This is a genomic window from Halopenitus persicus, from assembly GCF_002355635.1.
GTDB classification, from domain to species: Archaea; Halobacteriota; Halobacteria; order Halobacteriales; family Haloferacaceae; genus Halopenitus; species Halopenitus persicus_A.
This window is the reverse complement of record NZ_AP017558.1, coordinates 143,242-162,989: the sequence shown is the minus strand read 5'-3', so window position 1 is coordinate 162,989 and position 19,748 is coordinate 143,242. Positions and strand designations below refer to the sequence as shown.

General features: G+C 66.7%; 16 protein-coding genes. 7 read left to right on the top strand and 9 right to left on the bottom strand.

Going from position 1 to position 19,748, the window contains the following annotated elements; all coding sequences use genetic code 11:
- The first annotated feature begins 90 nt into the window (after positions 1–90).
- Positions 91–1,272, top strand: a complete 1,182-nt coding sequence (locus CPZ00_RS00735) for an NAD(P)/FAD-dependent oxidoreductase (protein ID WP_096388924.1) — start codon at positions 91–93, stop codon at positions 1,270–1,272.
- Positions 1,273–1,389: 117 nt separating this feature from the next.
- Here the strand turns inward: CPZ00_RS00735 and CPZ00_RS00730 are convergent, their stop codons facing one another.
- Positions 1,390–1,923, bottom strand: a complete 534-nt coding sequence (locus CPZ00_RS00730) for an Rrf2 family transcriptional regulator (RefSeq protein WP_096388923.1) — start codon at positions 1,921–1,923, stop codon at positions 1,390–1,392.
- Positions 1,924–2,045: 122 nt separating this feature from the next.
- On the opposite strand from CPZ00_RS00730, the gene rocF reads away from it, so the two are divergent.
- Positions 2,046–2,948 (top strand): arginase, encoded by a 903-nt coding sequence (gene rocF / locus CPZ00_RS00725; RefSeq protein ID WP_096388922.1) that lies wholly within the window; start codon positions 2,046–2,048, stop codon positions 2,946–2,948.
- Between the two features lie 3 nt (positions 2,949–2,951).
- Here rocF and gyrA read toward each other — a convergent pair whose 3' ends face one another.
- On the bottom strand, positions 2,952–5,435 hold the full coding sequence (gene gyrA, locus CPZ00_RS00720; protein WP_096388921.1) for a DNA gyrase subunit A: 2,484 nt from the start codon (positions 5,433–5,435) through the stop codon (positions 2,952–2,954).
- Entirely contained in the window at positions 5,435–8,656 is a 3,222-nt protein-coding gene (gene gyrB, locus CPZ00_RS00715) for a DNA topoisomerase (ATP-hydrolyzing) subunit B (RefSeq protein ID WP_096388920.1), read from the bottom strand. Before gyrB ends, gyrA begins: the two co-directional genes overlap by 1 nt.
- Positions 8,657–8,787: 131 nt before the next feature.
- On the opposite strand from gyrB, the gene CPZ00_RS00710 reads away from it, so the two are divergent.
- From CPZ00_RS00710 to CPZ00_RS00700, 3 genes are all read left to right on the top strand, one after another.
- A complete protein-coding gene (locus CPZ00_RS00710) occupies positions 8,788–9,618 on the top strand; it encodes a ZIP family metal transporter (RefSeq protein WP_096388919.1) in 831 nt (276 codons plus the stop codon).
- Positions 9,619–9,735: 117 nt separating this feature from the next.
- On the top strand, positions 9,736–12,180 hold the full coding sequence (locus tag CPZ00_RS00705) for a DNA topoisomerase VI subunit B (protein WP_096388918.1): 2,445 nt from the start codon (positions 9,736–9,738) through the stop codon (positions 12,178–12,180).
- Positions 12,180–13,268: a DNA topoisomerase IV subunit A gene (locus tag CPZ00_RS00700; protein WP_096388917.1), complete on the top strand. Its 1,089-nt coding sequence runs from the start codon at positions 12,180–12,182 to the stop codon at positions 13,266–13,268. The genes CPZ00_RS00705 and CPZ00_RS00700 overlap by 1 nt, the downstream gene beginning before the upstream one ends.
- A 39-nt stretch (positions 13,269–13,307) precedes the next feature.
- Here CPZ00_RS00700 and CPZ00_RS00695 read toward each other — a convergent pair whose 3' ends face one another.
- From CPZ00_RS00695 to msrA, 6 genes are all read right to left on the bottom strand, one after another.
- Complete coding sequence (locus CPZ00_RS00695; protein ID WP_096388916.1) at positions 13,308–14,468, bottom strand: acyl-CoA dehydrogenase family protein; 1,161 nt, start codon at positions 14,466–14,468, stop codon at positions 13,308–13,310.
- A 142-nt stretch (positions 14,469–14,610) separates the two neighbouring features.
- Positions 14,611–15,762 (bottom strand): pyridoxal phosphate-dependent aminotransferase, encoded by a 1,152-nt coding sequence (locus CPZ00_RS00690; RefSeq protein ID WP_096388915.1) that lies wholly within the window; start codon positions 15,760–15,762, stop codon positions 14,611–14,613.
- Positions 15,759–16,247: an Lrp/AsnC family transcriptional regulator gene (locus CPZ00_RS00685; protein ID WP_096388914.1), complete on the bottom strand. Its 489-nt coding sequence runs from the start codon at positions 16,245–16,247 to the stop codon at positions 15,759–15,761. The genes CPZ00_RS00690 and CPZ00_RS00685 overlap by 4 nt, the downstream gene beginning before the upstream one ends.
- A 107-nt stretch (positions 16,248–16,354) precedes the next feature.
- Positions 16,355–17,503: a pyridoxal phosphate-dependent aminotransferase gene (locus CPZ00_RS00680; RefSeq protein ID WP_096388913.1), complete on the bottom strand. Its 1,149-nt coding sequence runs from the start codon at positions 17,501–17,503 to the stop codon at positions 16,355–16,357.
- A gap of 99 nt (positions 17,504–17,602) precedes the next feature.
- Positions 17,603–18,019, bottom strand: a complete 417-nt coding sequence (ribH, locus tag CPZ00_RS00675) for a 6,7-dimethyl-8-ribityllumazine synthase (protein WP_096388912.1) — start codon at positions 18,017–18,019, stop codon at positions 17,603–17,605.
- A 153-nt stretch (positions 18,020–18,172) separates the two neighbouring features.
- On the bottom strand, positions 18,173–18,715 hold the full coding sequence (msrA, locus tag CPZ00_RS00670; RefSeq protein ID WP_096388911.1) for a peptide-methionine (S)-S-oxide reductase MsrA: 543 nt from the start codon (positions 18,713–18,715) through the stop codon (positions 18,173–18,175).
- A gap of 129 nt (positions 18,716–18,844) precedes the next feature.
- Here msrA and CPZ00_RS16205 point away from each other — a divergent pair, with 129 nt between their 5' ends.
- Positions 18,845–19,000, top strand: coding sequence for a DUF7563 family protein (locus CPZ00_RS16205; RefSeq protein ID WP_021074315.1), 156 nt, complete (start codon positions 18,845–18,847; stop codon positions 18,998–19,000).
- An 82-nt stretch (positions 19,001–19,082) separates the two neighbouring features.
- Positions 19,083–19,736: a thioredoxin domain-containing protein gene (locus tag CPZ00_RS00665; RefSeq protein ID WP_096388910.1), complete on the top strand. Its 654-nt coding sequence runs from the start codon at positions 19,083–19,085 to the stop codon at positions 19,734–19,736.
- The last annotated feature ends 12 nt before the right edge of the window (positions 19,737–19,748 follow it).

Sequence of the window (19,748 nt, the reverse complement as noted above, 5' to 3'; positions counted from 1 at the left end):
GGCCCGAGTGGCCGTCCTCGGACCATCGAGAGCGGTCCCGAGCAGGGACGTTCCAAAGCGACTTTATCCGCTGGCTGAGGATGCTCGGGTATGAGTACGCAAGTTGTCGTCGTCGGCTCCGGCTACGCCGGCGCCGGCGCCGTGAAGGCGTTCGAGGACGAGATCGACGCCGGCGAGGCGGAGCTCACGTGGGTCTCCGAACACGACTACCACCTCGTTTTACACGAAGTCCACCGCGTCATCCGCGACCCGTCGACCGAGTCGAAGGTCACGATCCCCGTCGAGGAGATCAAATCGCCCGCCACGCGCTTCGTAGAGGGCCGCGTGACGAACGTCGACGTCGAGGACCGAACGCTCGAGACCGACGACGGAACGAGCCTCGAGTACGATTACCTGCTGCTCGCGATCGGATCGACGACGGCGTTCTTCGGCATCGAGGGGCTGCAGGAGCACGCCCACCAGCTCAAGGGACTCGAGGACGCCCACGACATCCATCGGGAGGTCCGGGAGGCGGCCGCGGAGGCCACCCAGTCCGATCCGGCCCGGGTGCTCGTCGGCGGCGCCGGGCTTTCCGGCATCCAAACGGCCGGCGAGATCGCCGCGTACCGGGACAAACACCGCGCGCCGATCGACGTGACGCTCATCGAGGGGCTCGACGAGGTCTTCCCCGGAAACGATCCCGAGGTCCAGGGCGCGCTCCGAAAGCGCCTCGAGAACGCCGACATCGAGATCCTGACGGGCGATTTCATCTCGAAGGCCGATGCGGAGTCGGTGTACCTCGGCGGCGGCGAGGACGAGGACCCCGAGGAGCTGCCCTACGACGTGCTCGTCTGGACCGGCGGCATCACCGGCCAGCCGGAACTCGAGGGCGTCGACGTCGAGATGGACGATCGGTCGAACCGCGTCATCGCCGAGTCCGACTTCACCACGAGCGACGAGCGCGTCTTCGCCATCGGCGACACCGCGCTCGTTAGCCAGGGCGGCGACGACGTCGCCCCCCCGACGGCGCAGGCCGCCTGGCAGGCCGCCGAGGTGGCCGGCGAGAACCTCGCGCGCGCCGCCCGCGGCGCGCCGCTAAAGACGTGGCGACACGAGGACAAGGGAACCGTCATCTCGGTCGGCGACGCGGCCGTCGCCCACGACGTCACCGGCGTCCCGATCAACACCTTCGGCGGTCCGGCCGCGAAGCTGTTGAAGAAGGGCATCGCGAGCCGCTGGATCGCGAAGGTCTCCTCGCCGGGACGCGGCGTGAGCGCCTTCGGCGATATGTGACCCCGGGGACGCCACGACGCGCCGTTCGGGAACGCTCCGTCCAGTTTCGCTCGTTCGTTCGCCCGGTTCACCCACGATCGGCACCCATCCGCCGCTGTCGTGGGGGTTTCGTCGCCCTCAGTGGGACGGTTCCTCGACCGGCGCCCGCATGTCGTCGATCCGGAGGATGAGGACGTTCGAGGTGTCGTCCTTCCCGTCGACGGTTCCCTCGATCACGAGCTTCGACAGCGGCGTCGGCCCGACGGTGACCGAATCGCCTTCGGAGAAGCCACGAACGGACCCCTGAATGTGGATCTCCGCGCGACACAGTTCCGGGTGGTGAACGCTCGAGAGGTCGATCTCGTCGACGTTCGCGTCCTCGACGAGTTCGCCTTTGTGACGGAGCGTGACGTTCGCCGGCTCGTCCATCCGCTGGACGTCGAGCGCCTCGTAGGCGTTCGCAGTCGGTTTGTATCCGCCCTTCGGGCCGGGGACGCCCTCGACGAGCTGGAGCGCCTTCAGGCTCTGCATCTGGTTGCGGATGGTGCCCGGGTTCCGGTCCACTTCCGCCGCGATGGTTTCCCCCTTGACCGCCCCGTCCTGTTCGCGGTAGAGGTTGATGAGCGCCGTGAGGATGGTTTTCTGACTGGACGTCAGTTCGATCGATGACATACGATCATCTACTCACGGACCCCGCTTAAAGGCGGTGGAACGATCGGTCCGACGCCGATTCCCGAGGCCAGCGGGATCGGTTCGACCCGCAGCTTCAAACCCCTCGCGCTCGAGTCGCCGGTATGCGGACAGTTCGAATCATCGGTGCGCCGACCGACTACGGCGCGAACCGTCGCGGCGTCGATATGGGTCCCTCGGCGATCCGATATGCGGGGCTTGCCGACCGACTCGCCGGCGCGGGCGTCGACCCGGTTGACGGGGGCGACCTGTCCGTTCCGCGGGCGGAGGAACGGGACCCGGACCAGGAGGCCCCGCCGTCGGGGACTGCGAAGTTCCTTCGGGAGTCCGCCGACGTCTGCTCCCGACTCGCCGACGACGTGGCCGAGTCGCTCGCGGACGGCGAGACGCCGCTCGTGCTCGGCGGGGACCATTCGATCGGGATCGGGACGCTCAACGGAGCTGCACGGGGAGCCGACCTCGGCGCGATCTGGTTCGACGCACACGCCGATCTGAACACGCCCGAGACCTCCCCGTCGGGAAACGTTCACGGGATGCCGCTCGCGGCCGCGCTGGGATACGGCTCGTTCGCCGAGTTGGACTGGGCACACGCGCCGCGGTTCCGGGAGGAGAACCTCGTCCTGGTCGGGCTTCGCAGCGTGGATCCCGCCGAGCGCGAGCGGATCGCCGACCGCGGGATCAGCGCCTACACGATGTCGGACATCGACGACCGGGGGATCACGGCCGTCGTCGAGGAGGCGATCGAGACGGCCACGGACGGCGTCGACGGGCTCCACGTCAGCCTCGATCTCGACTGGCTCGACCCGACCGAGGCACCGGGCGTCGGAACCCCGGTTCGCGGCGGGGCTACCTATCGGGAGGCGCACGCGGCGATGGAACGGGTCGCCGACGTCGGGCTCCGATCGATGGAGCTCGTCGAGGTGAACCCGACGCTCGACAGCCACAACGAGACGGCCGAGCTCGCGACCGAGCTGGCGGCCAGCGCGTTCGGCAAAACCGTCCTGTAGGGGCTACTCGTCCGTCTCTCCCTCGGCGATCGACGCCGGGACGATGTCGAGACACGACACCTCGTCGTCGGCCGCCAGGTCCATCACGATCACGCCCATCGTGTTCCGGCCGACGATGGAGACGTCCTCGACGCGAGTCCGCATGATCTGGCCGCCGGCGCTCATCGCGAGCAGGTGGTCGCCGTGGGTGACCGCCTCGATCGAGACCACGGAGCCGTTCCGACTGCCGGTTTTGATGTCGATGAGTCCCTTGCCGTTTCGCGACTGGACGCGGTACGCCGAGACGTCCGACCGCTTCCCGTAGCCGTTCTCGGTCACCGTCAGCACCCAGTCGTGCCGGTCCGGGTCGACGGCCGCGAGTCCGGCCACCCGGTCGCCGGGCTCGAGGTCGATCCCGCGGACGCCGCGGGCGCTGCGGCCCATCGCCCGGACTTCGTCCTCGTCGAACCGGATCGCCATCCCGTCGGCGGTACCGATCACGAGGTCGGCGTCCCCGTCGGTCTCCTCGACGTCGACCAGTTCATCGCCCTCCTCCAGTCGGAGCGCGCGGATCCCGGTCGACCGGATGTTCTCGAACGCCTCGACGGACGTCCGCTTGACGTAGCCGTCGCGGGTGACCATCGTGAGGTACCGCTCCTCGTCGACGTCCTCGCCGACGCGGTCGCAGTCGACGACGGCCTGGATCTCCTCGCCGTCGTCCAGATCGAGGAGGTTGACCGCCGACTTGCCACGGGCCGTCCGGGACATCTCCGGGATCTCGTAGGTCTTCAGCTGATAGATCTGTCCCCGGTTGGTGATCGCCAGCAGGTAGTCGTGGGAGTTCGCGATGAACACCGAGGCGACCCGGTCGCCCTCCTTGAGGTCCGTCCCGATGATCCCCTTCCCGCCGCGGTTCTGCGCGCGGAACGTCTCCAGCGACATCCGCTTGATGTAGTCGTCCTCCGACATCACGACGACGCACTCCTCCTCGGGGATGAGGTCCTCGTGGGTGACTGAGCCGGAGTCCTCGATGAAGCTCGTCCGGCGCTCGTCGTCGTATTCGTCTTTGATAGCCTCCAGCTCGTCGATGATGACCCGGTCGAGCTCGTCGGGGTTCTCGAGGATCGTCTCCAGCCGCTCGATCCGGGCGGTGACGTCCGCGTACTCCGACTCGATCTCCTGGGTCTCCATCGAGGTGAGCGATCCGAGCTGCATCCGGACGATGTGTTCGGCCTGCGCCTCCGAGAAGCCGTAGCCGGCCTCCAGCGCCGCCTTCGCGGCGTCGCGATCCGCGGAGTCCTGAATGGTCTCGACGACGTCGTCGACGTTTTCGAGCGCCTTCAGTCGGCCTTCGAGGATGTGCGCGCGGTCCTCGCGCTCCTCGAGCTCGTGTTCCGAACGCCGTCGAACGACGTCGCGCCGGTGTTCGACGTAGTGTTCGAGCGTCTCCTTGAGGTCGAGCACCTGCGGTGCGCCGTCGACGAGGGCGAGGTTGATGACGCCGAACGTCCGTTCGAGGTGGCTCTCCAACAGCTGGTTTTTCACCACCTCCGCCATCGCGTCGCGTTTGAGATCGACCACGACGCGGATCCCGTCGCGGTCGGACTCGTCTCGGAGGTCGCGGATCCCCTCGATCGCACCCTCGGTGACGTCCTCGGCGATCCGCTCGACGAGCCGGGACTTGTTCTGCTGGTAGGGGAGTTCGGTGATGACGATCCGGCCCGCCTCCTCGTCGACCTCGAACTCGGCACGGACGCGGACGCGGCCGCGTCCCGTCTTGTAGGCCTTGTGTACCGCGTTTCGGCCGACGATGTTTGCGCCGGTCGGGAAGTCAGGACCCTTGACGTGTTTCATCAGGTCCTCGACGGTCGCGTCCGGCGTCTCGATCAGCTCGACGGTCGCGTCGATCACCTCGCCGAGGTTGTGCGGCGGGATGTTCGTGGACATCCCGACGGCGATCCCCGACGAGCCGTTGACGAGCAGGTTCGGGATCGCCGACGGCAACACCTCGGGTTCCTCGAGGCGGTCGTCGTAGTTGGGCTGGAAGTCGACCGTGTCGCGCTCGATGTCCGCGAGCAGTTCCTCGGCGATGGGGGCCATCCGGGCCTCCGTGTACCGCATCGCGGCCGGCGGATCGCCGTCGATGGACCCGAAGTTCCCCTGTCCGTCGATGAGGGGATACCGCATCGAGAAGTCCTGGGCCATCCGCGCGAGCGTGTCGTAGATGGCGCTGTCGCCGTGGGGGTGGTAGTCGCCCATCGTCTCGCCGACCACGGACGAGGACTTGCGGTGCGGGGAGTTGCTGGTGACGCCCGCCTCGTGCATCGCGTAGAGGATGCGCCGGTGGACGGGCTTGAGTCCGTCCCGAACGTCCGGGAGCGCGCGTCCCGCGATGACCGACATCGCGTAGTCGATGTACGACTGTTCCATCTCGTCCTCGATGCGGGCGTTCGTCACCTGCGCGGCGCGGACGTCATCGGGGTCGACGTCGGGTACGTCGGAGCTCATCAGATGTCCACCCACTCCGCCTCCGTGGCGTGTTCCTTGATGAACTGCTTGCGCGGCTCGACCGCATCACCCATCAGCACGTTGAACATCCGATCGGCGGCGGCCGCGTCGTCGATGGTTATCCGTTTCAGGATTCGGTTTTCGGGGTCCATGGTCGTGTTCCACAGCTGATCGGGGTTCATCTCCCCGAGTCCCTTGAACCGCTGGGTCTGGTCGGGGTCGCCGTCGCACTCCTCCTCGATGATGCGGTCGCGTTCCGCCTCGGTCATCGCGTCGTACGTTTCCGATCCCTTTCGGATCCGGTACAGCGGCGGCTGCGCCGCGTACACGTAGCCGGCCTCGATCAGCGGCTTCATGTGCCGGTATAAAAGCGTCAACAGGAGGGTTCGGATGTGTGCGCCGTCGACGTCGGCGTCGACGAGCAGGATGATCTTGTTGTACCGGACGTCGTCGATGTCGAACTCCTCGCCGATCCCGGCGCCGATCGCCGTGATCAGCGCGCGGATCTCGTCGTTCTCAAGGATGCGGTCGAGCCGGTGTTTCTCGACGTTGAGGATCTTCCCTTTTAAGGGGAGGATCGCCTGGTTCTCGCGGTTGCGACCCTGTTTGGCGCTGTTGTGGACGAACACCCCTGATTCGAGCGCGAAGTTGTGGGTTCCGGGTACTTCGAGATCGTACACGTCTTCGGTGTCTTCGAGGGGTTCCACCGACACGACGGAGTGGTTATGTGCCTGTACGGCCTCGATTAACTCCGGCTCTCCTTCGAAGAATTTCTCTATCGTCGTTGATTTGGTGAGGACGTTCGGATCGTCTCTCTCCCGCCTGCGCTCGTCGTAGTTCTCCAGATCGCCCTCCTCTTCCAGGACTTCCTTCATAAAGGGGATCGTATTCTCGAAGTAAGTCCGGTTGTACGCCTCCATTCGCTGTTCCCGAAACTCTTCATCCCACTGCTGTTTTGTCTTCTCACTTCGCCATTCGAGAAGCTCCTCGTTATCCCACTGCTCTTTTGCCTCTTTCCGTCGCTTTTCAACAGCTTCCGGATTCTCCTCGTAGTACTGCTCAACCCGCTCTGACTGCTCTTTACGGTGAGATTCGTTAGCCCAGTACTTTCGAGCTTCCTCAGTCAGACGTTCACGTACGCGTTCTCTGTATTCCGGATTGTTATCGTAGTATTCCTGCCACGCCTCCCGCATATACTCACGGTACTCCTCGTCTTCCCACTGTTCTTCGGCTTGTTCCCGGAGAATCTCTACAGTCTCCTCTCGCTGCATACGATCGCTCATCATCTCCCGGAACTCCTCACTCTGCCTGAGTTCCCGAAGTTTCTCGTATACTTCCTCCGTATGGAGTGTTTGCTTTGCGTGTTCCCGGTGTAACTCTAGATGTTCGTCTTCCGGGAGCCGCTGGATATTGCCGGGACGATTATTTCGCTTATCGAAATCCAGATGGTGTTTGTGTTCTCCGTCGCTTCTGCCGTATCTTTCGTTCTCCAAATTGTATCGGTCCGCAAGGAGGTGAGTAAACTCCCAGAAGTCACGCATTACCGGCTGTTTTACCATCTCATAGCCATCGATCGTGATGTTCTCTTCATTAGTGTCCGATGTCTTCCGATACAGCGGCATAAGCGACCGGCCCTCATCAAGGTCTTGTGCCTCGCAGTAGCTCCCGTCCCTGAGCATGAACTCGTGGTCGGGGGTACACCGTATCGTCTCGCCGTTATCGAGAGTGACTTCGACGAGGTTCGCATCAGTTTTCGTGATTCGCGGATTCGCGATCTGCTGGAGCCCGATCTTGCCATCGGCTCCGACCGTGTAGCAGTAGTGCGTTTCACCGTTTTTATGCTCCCTAACGAGCTCCTCGAACGTGATCGATCGCCCGGACGCGAGTGCGATCTCCGTGTCACCGGTGAAGCAACCGCCGGCGCTGTCGCCCTCCACCACGAACAGCTCGGCCTCCTCCGGATCCCGGGTCTGGCAGTCGGCGAGCTTGCCGGGCAACGCGGTCGACTCGAGCGCCGACTTCCGGCGGGTGAGTTCCTCGGCCTTCTTGGCGGCCTTTCGCGCCCGGGCGGCCTCGGCGGCCTTGTGGACGACCTTCCGGGCGGTGTCGGGGTCCTCCTCGAAGTAGGTCCCGAGGCGTTCGTGGACCGCCGACTCGACGATCCCGCGGACCTCCGAGTTGCCGAGTTTGGTCTTCGTCTGGCCCTCGAACTGGGGGTCGGGATGTTTCACCGAGATGACCGCGGTGAGCCCCTCGCGGACGTCCTCCCCCTTGAGGTTCCCCTCGAGGTCGTCGATCAGGCCGTGTTCGTTGGCGTAGTCGTTGACGGTCCGGGTCAGAGCGGTTTTGAAGCCCGTCAGGTGGGTGCCGCCCTCGCGGGTGTTGATGTTGTTCGCGAACGCGTGGACCGACCCCTGCAGCTCCTCGGTCGCCTGCATCGCGATCTCGACGTGGACGCCGTCCGCCTCGTCGGTGAAGTAGATGACGTCCGAGTGGATCGGCGACCGCGTCTCGTTGAGGTATTCGACGAACTCGCGGATGCCGCCCTCGTACTGGAACGTCTCCCGGTCGGTCTCGTCGGGCCGCTCGTCTGTCAGCGTGATCGCGACCCCGGAGTTGAGGAAAGCGAGCTCGCGCAGCCGGTTCGCGAGCGTGCCGTACTCGAAGTCGGTCGTCTCGAAGATCTCCGCGTCGGGCCAGAATCGGATCGTCGTGCCCGTCTCCTCGTCGGGGTCCATCCCGCGGACGCGCTCGAAGGCGCCCTCGACCGGCTCGCCGTGGTCGAACCGGTGGCGGTAGACGCCGCCGTCGCGTTTGACCTCGACCTCGAGGCTGCTGGCCAGCGCGTTGACGACGCTCACGCCGACCCCGTGGAGTCCGCCGGAGACCTGATAGGACTTCGAGTCGAACTTCCCGCCGGCGTGGAGGACCGTCATGATGACCTCGAGGGCCGGACGGTCGTACTGCTCGTGGGTGTCGACCGGGATGCCGCGGCCGTCGTCGTGGACGCTCACCGATCCGTCCTCGTGGATCGTGACCTCGATCTCCGAACAGTGGCCGGCGAGGGCCTCGTCGATCGAGTTGTCGACCACCTCGTAGACGAGGTGGTGTAACCCGCGACCGTCGGTCGACCCGATGTACATCGCCGGGCGCTTCCGGACGGCTTGGAGGCCTTCGAGGACCTGGATCTGCCCGGCGCCGTACTCGTTTTCCTCTGACATTGGAGTTGTGATGGCTAGTGCGCCACCACCCATAAAGCCTCTCACGCGCGGGCGCGTGAAGATGCCCGGAGGGCACTATGTACCCGCCCTGGTGCCCGGAGCTATTTACCCGCCCTGGCCGATGACGCCGTATGAACGAGTTCGCGACGATGCTGGTCGTGACGACCGTCGCGGGGGCGATCACCGGCGTCGGCGCGCTCCCGGTGTTCGTGCGGGCGACGGTCTCACACCGGACGTACGACGCCGCGCTCGGACTCGCGGCGGGGATCATGATCGCCGCCAGCGTCTTCGGATTGATCCTGCCGGGGATGGAGCAGGGGACGCTCTTCGCCGTGATGTCGGGCGTGTTCCTCGGCGGCTTCGTCCTTCTGGGCGGGAACCGGCTCATCCCGCACCTCCACGCTCGGTACGTCGGATGGCGTCGGGAGGGTGGCGAGTGGGGATGGGAGCGCGGAACGGTTGCCGGAACGGATGATCCGGCGGAATCGGTCGACGACCTCGCGATCGCCTCACGTGCCCGCCGTGCCCTGCTCATCGGCACGGCGATCGTCCTCCACAACGCCCCCGAGGGGCTCGCGATGGGCGTCGCCTTCGCCTCGGGACTCGAGGACGTCGCGCTCCTGCTCGCGGTCGTCATCGGCCTCCAGAACGTCCCGGACGGCTTCGCCTTCGCGGTCCCGTTCGGTGAGACCGGACTCTCGAACGGCCGTGTGCTCGTCTATACGACGCTTTCGGGGTTGGTCCCGCAGGTCACCGCCGCGATCGTCGGGTTCTTCCTCGTCTCGTTCGCGACGGGGATCTTCCCGGTCGCCGCCGGGTTCGCGGCCGGGGCGATGATGGCGGTCGTCTTCCGGGAGATGATCCCCTCCTCGCACGGTCACGGGTACGCCGACGCGGCCACCGCGGCGTTCCTCGTCGGCTTCGCCCTGCTCGTGGTCGTCGACGAGCTGCTGGTCGTCTGAGATTCCGATGGTTGTCGGTCCGACGTTCGGCTGAATCCGCGTCTCGATCCGTCGATTCCACTTTCACCTCGCCGCCGGAGGGGTTTTAACCCCGACTGGGTAAGACCCTTCCACCGAATGACGTCCATCCAGTCGACGCTCGGCGAGGAGGAGGGGATCGCCGAGGAGTTGGCCGCTGGCCAACGCGAGATCTCCATCGCCGAGTTCTTCGAGAAGAACAAACACATGCTCGGGTTCGACTCGGGCGCTCGCGGGCTGGTGACGGCGGTGAAGGAGGCCGTCGACAACGCCCTCGACGCGACCGAGGAGGCCGGCGTGCTCCCGGACATCTACGTCGAGATCACCGAGGTGGGCGACTACTACCGCCTCGTGATCGAGGACAACGGGCCCGGGATCACGAAGGAACAGCTCCCGAAGGTCTTCGGAAAGCTGCTGTATGGGAGTCGTTTTCACACCCGTGAGCAGAGTCGCGGTCAACAGGGGATCGGTATCTCAGCGGCTGTGCTGTACTCTCAGCTCACTTCCGGACAACCGGCGAAGATCACCTCGCGGCCCAAGGGGCAGTCGCGGGCCCAGTACTTCGAGCTGATAATCGACACCGACACGAACGAGCCGGAGATCAAGGCCGACGAGGAAACGAGCTGGGACCGCCCGCACGGGACGCGCATCGAGCTCGAGATGGAGGCGAACATGCGCGCACGGTCGCAGCTGCACGATTACATCAAACACACGGCGGTCGTCAACCCTCACGCCCGGATCGAACTCCGCGAGCCCGGTCTCGACGAGCCGCTGAAGTTCGAGCGTGGGACCGATCAGCTGCCGGCGGAGACCTCGGAGATCCGGCCCCATCCCCACGGCGTCGAGCTGGGGACGCTCATCAAGATGCTGGAGGCGACCGACTCCTACTCGATCTCCGGGTTCCTCCAGGAGGAGTTCACCCGCGTCGGAAAGAAGACGGCCGACTCCGTGCTCGCGAACTTTCGCGACCGGCACTTCGGCCGGGAGCTGGCCTGGCGGCCGCCCGACGCCCACGAGGACGCCGACGTCGCGGCGGCGGTCGCGGACGCGGTCTCCAACAAGGGCGCCGCGGCCACCGACGCGTTCGCGAGCCGGGTGGCGGAGACGGTCGGCAACCACGACCGGATCGCTCACGCCGAGCTGGTCGGGATCGTCGAGACGGTCGCCGAGGAGGTCGCGGCCGACACCGACAAGACGTTCGGTGCGACGGTCCGCGAGAACGCGATCGCGGCCGCCTGGACCGAGATCACCGCCTACGGCGACGCCGAGGACGCGGCCGACGACGAGACGCGTGACCTTCTCACCGCCGACCTTCACGCGGTCATCGAGGACGCGACGAGCACGCGTAAGGACGACGGGACGGTTCGAGCGGTCGCCGAGGCGCTCGCGCGCCGGTTCGCGAACGGCGGCGACGAACGGTTTCGGTTCACCCGCGCGAACCTCGAGCGCGAGATCGCCGACGCCGCGACCTTCGTGGTCGACCAGCGGGACGTCAGCTTCGGCGAGACCGCCCGGGAGAACGTCGCCGACGCGCTCTGGTCGCTGATGGAGACGGTTCCCGACGACCCGCCGAACGTGGACGCGGTGGCCGGAAACCGCGACGCCGCCGCGGAGCTGTTGGAGGCGATGCGCGAGACGGACATCCTGGCGCCGCCGACCGACTGCCTGGCGCCGATCACCGCGGATCTCGTCGAGGCGGGACTCCGGAAGGAGTTCACCGCGGACTTCTATGCGGCCGCGACGCGGGACGCCGAGGTCCACGGCGGCGACCCCTTCATCGTCGAGGCGGGGATCGCCTACGGCGGCGAGATCCCGGCCGACGGCAGCGTCGAGGTGATGCGCTTTGCGAATCGGGTCCCGCTGGTCTACCAGCGCGGCGCATGCGCGACGACGGACGTGATCAAGTCGATCGGCTGGCGCAACTACGGGCTGGACCAGCCCGGCGGCAGCGGACTGCCGAGCGGGCCGGCGGTGATCATGGTCCACGTCGCCTCCACGAACGTTCCGTTCACGAGCGAGTCGAAGGACGCGCTCGCGAACATCCCGGAGATCGAGGACGAGATCGAACTCGCCATCCGGGAGGCGGCCCGGGAGCTGAAGTCGTTCCTCAACAAGCGGCGCTCGATGCAAAAGCGCCGGGAGAAACAGGACGTCCTCGGGCGCATCCTCCCGGAGATGGCCGACAAGGTCGCGGAGGTGACCGGCCGCGAGCGTCCCGACATCGACGGCGCGCTCGCACGCATCATGAACAACGTCAGCGTCGAACGCGAGTTCGACGGCGACGACGAGGTCGCCGTCACGCTCCGGGTGGAGAACCATTCGGACACGAACGAGGACCTCGAGATCACGGACATCGTCTCGGCGAAACCGACCGATCCCTCCGACGGGACGGTCGTGGATATGGACGGCGAGTGGTTCCTGCAGTGGAAACCGACCGTCCCGGCCGGCGAAGAGGCAACGTTGACGTACACGGTGGCTGACGACGCCGACTTCGACGTGAGCGTCGACGGCGTCGAAGCCGAGAAACTCACGGTGAACGCCTGATGGCAACCAACGACCAGGACGCACGAGCGCAGCTCATCGACCTTGCGGCCGAGTTTTACGACCAGTTCGCTGGCGGGCAGATCCCGGAGATGACCCTGCCGACGCGAACGAAAAGCAACATCGAGTACGACCCCGAAAGCGGCGTCTGGACCTACGGCGACCGCACCTCGACGCGGAGCGCGAACTCCGTGCGCGGCGCCCGGAAGCTGCTGAAGGCGGTCTACACGATCGAGTTCCTCGCGGACCAGCTCGAGGAGGGACGGTCCTCCACCCTGCGTGAGCTGTACTACCTCTCGGAGTCGTGGGACAACGACGAGGCGCAGTTCACGAGCCAGGACGAGTCGAACGATCTCGTCGAGGACCTGGAGATCGTCTCCGGGGTCACCCGCGAGGACTTCCACATGCGTCCGGAGGAGTCGGGCGCGACCCTGATGGGGCCGCTGCGGCTCCGCGAGCAGACCCGCCGCGGCGAACGGGAGATCCACTGTCAGGAGGACGTCGGCGAGGGGGGCTACCAGATCCCCAACAACCCGGACATGATCGAGTTCCTCGACCACGACGTCGACTTCGTCCTCTGCGTCGAGACCGGCGGGATGCGCGACCGGCTCGTGGAGAACGGCTTCGACGACGACTACAACTGTCTCGTCGTCCACCTCAAGGGCCAGCCCGCGCGCGCGACCCGCCGGATCACCCGGCGGCTCAACGACGAGCTCGACCTGCCGGTGGTCGTCTTCACCGACGGCGACCCGTGGTCCTACCGCATCTTCGGCTCGGTGGCGTACGGCTCGATCAAGTCCGCACACCTCTCGGAGTACCTCGCGACGCCGGACGCGCGGTTCATCGGCATTCGGCCGGCGGACATCGTCGAGTACGACCTACCCAGCGATCCCCTCTCCGACTCCGACGTGAACGCCCTCGAATCGGAGCTCGAGGACCCACGCTTCCAGACCGACTACTGGGAGGAACAGATCGAGCTGCAACTCGACATCGGCAAGAAGTCCGAACAGCAGGCGCTGGCGAGCCGCGGACTCGATTTCGTCACCGACACCTATCTCCCCGAGCGGCTCGACGAGATGGGCGTCCGCTGAGCCCGTCCGCGGTGCCCTGCTGACCGCGCTTCGGAACGCTCAGACTCCGATCCCGTCGCCGAGCAGTTCCCGGGCGATGATGTTCTTCTGGATCTCGGTCGTCCCCTCGTAGATCTGGGTGATCTTCGCGTCGCGGTAGAGCCGCTCGACGTCGTGGTCGTCGACGTAGCCGGCGCCGCCGTGGATCTGGACGGCCTCGTCGGCGGCCTCGACCGCGATCCGCGAGGAGAACTCCTTGGCCATCGAGGCGAGCGCGGTGGCCCGGTCGGGGTCGGCGTCGACCGACCACGCGGAGCAGTAGGTGAGCCAACGCGCCGCCTCGGTGTTCGTGCGCATCTCGGCGAGCTTGTGTTTGATCGCCTGGAAGTCGCTGATCGGGCGGTCGAACTGCTCGCGTTCCTGTGCGTACTCGAGCGCGCGCTCGGTCGCCCCCTTGGCGATCCCGACGCCCTGGGCGGCGATGGCGGTTCGGGTCTCGTCGAAGAACTGCATCAGCTGGAGAAAGCCCATCCCCCGCTGGCCGACCAGGTTCTCCTCGGGCACTCGGACGTCGTCGAGGTAGACCTCCGCGGTGTCGCTCGCGCGGACGCCCATCTTGCCGGTGATCTTCTCGGCCTCGAAGCCGTCCCGGTCGGCCTCGACGAGGATCTGCGAGTACCCCGAGTAGCGGTCCTCGATCTCCGGATCGGTCTCACACAGGACGACGAAGTAGTCGCCCACCGTCCCGTTGGTGATCCACATCTTCGACCCGTTTATCACCCACTCGTCGCCGTCCTTTTCGGCCCGCGTCGCGATCGACGTGACGTCGGATCCGGCCTGCGGTTCGCTGATCGCCGACCCCAGCAGCGACTCGCCGCTGGTGACCGCGGGGAGGACCTCCTCCTTCTGTTCCTCGGTCCCGAACTCCATGATCGCCTCCGCGCCGAATCCGGCGCCGGAGATGCTCAGCCCGATCCCCGGGTCGACCGCGAACAGCTCCTCGATGATGATCGCGTTCTCGATCGCCGAGTAGCCGACGCCGCCGTACTCGACGGGAACGTGGGGCGCGATCAGTCCCATCTCGGCCGCCTTCTCGATCACGTCGTACGGATACGACTCCTCGCGATCGTGCTCGCTCGCGATCGGCCGGATCTCGTTGTCGGCGAACCGTCGGACCTCCTCGCGCAGCTGTTTCTGCTCGTCGGTGAGCTCGAAGTCCATGTTCCTCCGTGGTGGTTCATTCGTGATAACTCTTCGCAATGAATCCGAGATTTCAGATGGGTTGGAAAATATATTTCCACCTATCGTATCGAGTGTTATCCTACTGTGGGTCTAAAAAACGAATCGGAACGAAAGACGGTCGCTAGGGCGTCTGCCGGCGCTCGGTGAGGAACGTCTCGATCCGGTCGGTCGCCCGCTTCAACTCGCGCATGCTCGTCGCGTAGGAGACGCGGAGGTGCCCCTTGCCGCCCTCCCCGAAGACCGACCCGGGAACGACCGCCACGCCCTGTGACTCCAGCAGCTCCTCGGCGAACCGCTCGTCGTCGCCGCCGCAGTCGGGGAACGCGTAGAAGGCGCCCCGCGGCTCGAAGCAGTCGAGGCCCATCTCCCGGAACCGCGAGTGGACGAACCGGCGGCGGCGGTCGTACTCGCTCACCATCTCTGCGACCTCCGAATCGCACGACCGGAGCCCCTCCAGCGCCGCGTACTGTGCGGTCGTCGGGGCGGACAGCATCGTGTACTGGTGGATCCGGTTCATCGCGTCGATCGCCTCGGCGGGGCCGAGCGCGTAGCCCAACCGGAGCCCCGTCATCGCGTACGCCTTCGAGAAGCCGTTGACCACGACCGTCCGGTCGCGCATTTCCGGTTGGGTCGCGATCGACTCGTGGTCCCGGCCGTAGGTGAGCGCCGCGTAGATCTCGTCCGCGATCACCTGGATGTCGTGCTCGCGGCAGAAGGCCGCGACCTCGGCGAGCTGCTCGTCGGTCATCACCGCGCCGGTGGGATTGTTCGGGTAACACAACACGAGCGTGTCGGCCCGTTCGGCGCCGGCGGCGGCGAGGCGCTCCCGGGTCAATGCGAAGTCGTCGGCCGCGCGCGTGGGAACCGACAGCGGCTCGCCGCCGGCCAACTCCACGCCGGGACCGTAGGAGATGTAGGTCGGTTCGTGGATCGCGACGACGTCGCCGGGGTCGACGAGCGCGCGCAGCGCCAGGTCGACGGCCTCGCTCGCGCCGGTGGTGACGAGGATCTCGTCGCCGGGATCGTAGTCCTGGTCGTAGCGCCGATGGTGGTCGGCGATCGCCTCGCGCAGCTCGCGGATCCCCCGGTTCGAGGTGTAGGAGGTCCGGCCGCGTTCGAGCGAATCGATCGCCGCGGTACGAGCCGCCCAGGGGGCCGAGAAGTCCGGCTCCCCGACGCCGAGGGAGATGACGTCGTCGCGGGCCTCCGCCAGCTCGAAGAACTTCCGGATCCCCGATTCGGGGAGGTCGGTGACGCGGTCCGAGAGGTTCATGGCGACACGGAGAGCCGGTCGTCCTCGTCCCGATCGCCGAACCTGACGCCGCCGTCCTTGTACGTCTCCATGACGTAGTGGGTCACCGTCTGGGTGATCTCGGGGATCGGCGCGACCTGCTCGGAGACGAACCCGGAGACGTCCTGCATCGAGGCGCCGGCCACCTCGGCGGCGAAGTCGTAATCGCCGGACACGAGGTGGAGCGCCTCGACGGCCGGGAACTTCGCGATCCGGTCGGCGATCTCCTCGTAGCCCGTCTCGCGGTCGAGTTCGACGTTGAGTTCGACGATCGCGCGGACGCGCTCCGTCTCGGCGCGGTCCCAGTCCACGACCGCCTGGTAGCCGTGGACGACGCCGCGTCGCTCCAGCGACGCGATCGCCTCCTCGACGGCGTCCTCCTCGAGGCCGGTCTGTGCGGCGATGTCGGCGGTGCTCTCGCGGGCGTTCGTGGTCAGTACGTCGAGTACCTCCCGCTCGTCGCTCATACGTTCCGCATACGACCCCGCCCTCAAAGGGATAGCGGTGCGTGGCCGACCCTCGTGGAATGGCGCCGTCGGGGAGCGGAGCCGCGGAGAGACGGGACCGGCGAGCCCTACAGGAGGTCGTTGTCGGCCAGCCGCTCGATCGCCTCGCGGAGCCGCTGCTCGCTCGCCGCGTAGGAGATCCGCGCGTAGCCGGGCGCGTTAAAGGCCGAGCCGGGCACGCAGGCGACGTGCGACTGCTCGATGGCGGCCTCACACCACGCCTGGTCGTCCTCGTCGACCGGGAGCATCATGTAGAAGGCGCCGTCGGGGACGGCGACGTCGACGCCGTGGTCGGCCAGCAGGTCGACGAGCAGGTCCCGCCGGTCGCGGAAGGCGTCCCGCATCTCCACGACCGCTTCGTCGGTGTTGGCGAGCGCCTCGATCCCGGCTCGCTGGACGAAGTTCGTCGCACACGAGACCGAGTGGGAGTGGAGCTTGCCCGCCTGCGAGACGAACTCCTCGGTGGCGTGGAGGTAGCCGAGCCGCCAGCCGGTCATCGAGAACGCCTTCGAGAAGCCGTTGATCGTGACCGTCCGGTCGGCCATTCCCTCGAGGGTTGCCAGCGAGGTCGGCTCGACGCCGTAGGTAATGCGCTCGTAGATCTCGTCGGCCACCACGGTCACGTCGTGGTCGACGGCGAGGTCGCGGACGCCCTCGAGGGCGGCGTCGGAGTAGACCGCGCCGGTCGGGTTCGAGGGGGAGTTGACGATCAGGAGCTCGGTGTCGTCCGAGACCGCATCCGCGAGGGCGTCGAGCGCGGGCTCGAGCTGGAAGTCGTGCGGCGCCAGGTCGACCCGCTCGAGGTCGCCCCCGGCGAGCTTGACCATCGCCTCGTAGGAGACCCATGCGGGGTCGAGGAGCACGACCTCGTCGCCGTCCTCGACCAGCGTCTGGACGGTCTCGTACAGGGCTTGCTTCGCGCCGGGCGTGACGATCACCTCGTCCGCCTCCGCGTCGATGCCGTCGCCCCGGAGCTTCTCGGCGATCGCGTCCTTCAGTTCGGGAACGCCGTTCGAGGAGGTGTAGCCGGTGTTGCCGGCCTCGAGGGCCTCGGTGCCGGCCGCGACGATGTTCCCCGGCGTGTCGAAGTCGGGCTCGCCCACGGAGAGGTCGACGATGTCGGCACCCTCCGCCTCCTTCTCGGCGGCAAGGTTGGAGATCGCCAGGGTCGCGCTCGGTTCTACTCGCTGGATCCGGTCGGTGAAGTCGTCGGTCATCTGTTGTCTCGGGCTGTGGTGTCGGTGGTCGGTGTGGTTGCGTCCGGTCGGTGTGGTTGCGTCAGTCGTCGGGTCAGCGTGGTCGGTGTCGGGCCGTCATCACGGCTCGGGGTCGGGAAGATCCTCGACCAGATCGACGGCCGCATGGGTCGCGTCGGCACCCTTCTCGACCCGTTCGCGGGCCTCCGCGCCGGACATCCCCGGGCCGCTGACGCCGAAGGTGACCGGCGTGTCCCGGTCGAGGCTCACCGCCGTCAGCTGCTCGGCGGCGGCCGAGCCGATCACGCGGTCGTGGTCGGTGTCGCCCGTGACGATCGCGCCCACGACGACGACCGCGTCGACGTCATCGCGGCGCGCGAGGCGGTCTGCCGCCAGCGGCGCGTCGTAGGCGCCGGGGACGGGGATCTCGTGTTCGATCGTGGCGTCCCGCTCCGCGGCGGCCGACCGCGCTGCTTCCGCCATCGGCTCCGTCACGGACCCGTTGAACCGCGCGACGACCAGTCCCAGCGTGACCATGTCCGACCGTTCACGCCGTCGCTCAAAGAAGTACCGTTCTGTGCGGGCCGCCGCTCACCGGTACGATCACTGAGCGTGGCCGCTCACCGATACGATCACCGAGCGTGGCCGCTCTCCGGTACGATCACTGAGCGTGTACCGACACTGCCCGAACTATGCCGTCTGCTCCTCGCGGAACCGCTCGCGAACCTTCTCGACCTTCGGCTGGGCGTGCATCCGACAGTACGCGTCCTGCGGGTTCTTCGCGAAGTAGTCCTGGTGCTTCTCCTCGGCCCGCCAGAACGTCCCCAGCGGTTCGATCTCGGTCACGATCGGGTCGTCGTATCCGCCCTCGGCCGACAGCGCCTCGACGTACGCCTCGGCCTGCCGTCGCTGCTCCTCGTCGTGTGTCAGGATGATCGACCGATACTGCGAGCCTACGTCGGGTCCCTGTCGGTTCAGCTGGGTGGGGTCGTGGACGGTGAAGAACACCTCCAGCAGCTCGCCGTAGTCGATGACGGTCGTGTCGTACTCCACCTGGATGACCTCCGCGTGGCCCGTCTCGCCGGTACAGACCTCACGGTAGGTCGGGTCGTCGGTCTCGCCGCCGGCGTAGCCTGACGTCACCGATTCGACGCCCTCGACCTCCGTGAACGCCGCTTCGGTACACCAGAAGCAGCCGCCGCCGAACGTCGCGGTCGCGGTCGTGTCGGTCATAATCTTCGGTACGCTCGCCGGCGTCTTAACCTCGGCGGGCGACGTGGCCCGCTCGACCGACGGTTTGTGAATCGGTGACATCAGCCTCGGCCCAAAGCACTACTTAGGGTGATTCCCTATGTCGGAGTAATGCCGGAATGTAGGAACTGTGGCTCGTTCGTCACCGAGCGGTACGTCCGGGTGTTCGCCCCGCCGGAGTTCGATACCGTTCGCGTGTGCCCGGATTGTGAGGATATGGTCCGCGACGGAGCAGGGGTCAGGGAAGCCCGCTCAAAGCGGGTCTGAACGTCGGACCGTGGGCTGACGGTGGGTCGTCGCTGCGACCGGTCTCGGTGCGAATAAGTGTCCGCGCTCCCGAACCGAACGTATGCGTACTTCCCGCCGTGCCGTCCTGTCGTCCGCCGGAACCGCCGCGACGCTCGGCGTCGCGGGCTGTCTCGGCGGCGGCGGTGGTTCGGACATCCCCGACTACGACTGTGACACGAGTCCGCCGGCCGAGTCCGTCTCGGAGCTGTCGCGACCCGTGATCGGCGACCCCGATTCCGACGTCACCGTAGCCGTGTTCAAGGACTTCGCGTGCCCGCACTGCGCCACCTGGGAACTCGAGGAGGCGCCGACGATCGAGTCGGAGTACGTCGATCCCGGGATCATCCGGTACGAGCACTGGGACTTCCCGATCCCGGTTCACGACACCTGGTCGCCGGGCGTCGCGAACGCCGCGCGGGGCGTTCAGGACCGGCAGGACGACGAGGCGTTCTTCGCGTTCGCCAAGACCGCCTTCGAGCACCACGAGTCGTACTCCTGGGATATCGTGGGCTACGCCGCGGAGGAGGCCGGCGGCGATCCGTGTTCCGCGATCCGCGATGGCGAGTCCGGCACGTACGAGCCGGTCGTCTCGGACGACCGGGCGACCGGGATCGACCGCGGCGTCCAGGGGACGCCGACGGTGTTCGTGAACGGGGACCCCGTCGCGGAGCCGACCGCCGATGCCGTTTCGGCGGCGATCGAGAACGCCCGGTAGCCGGGATCAATC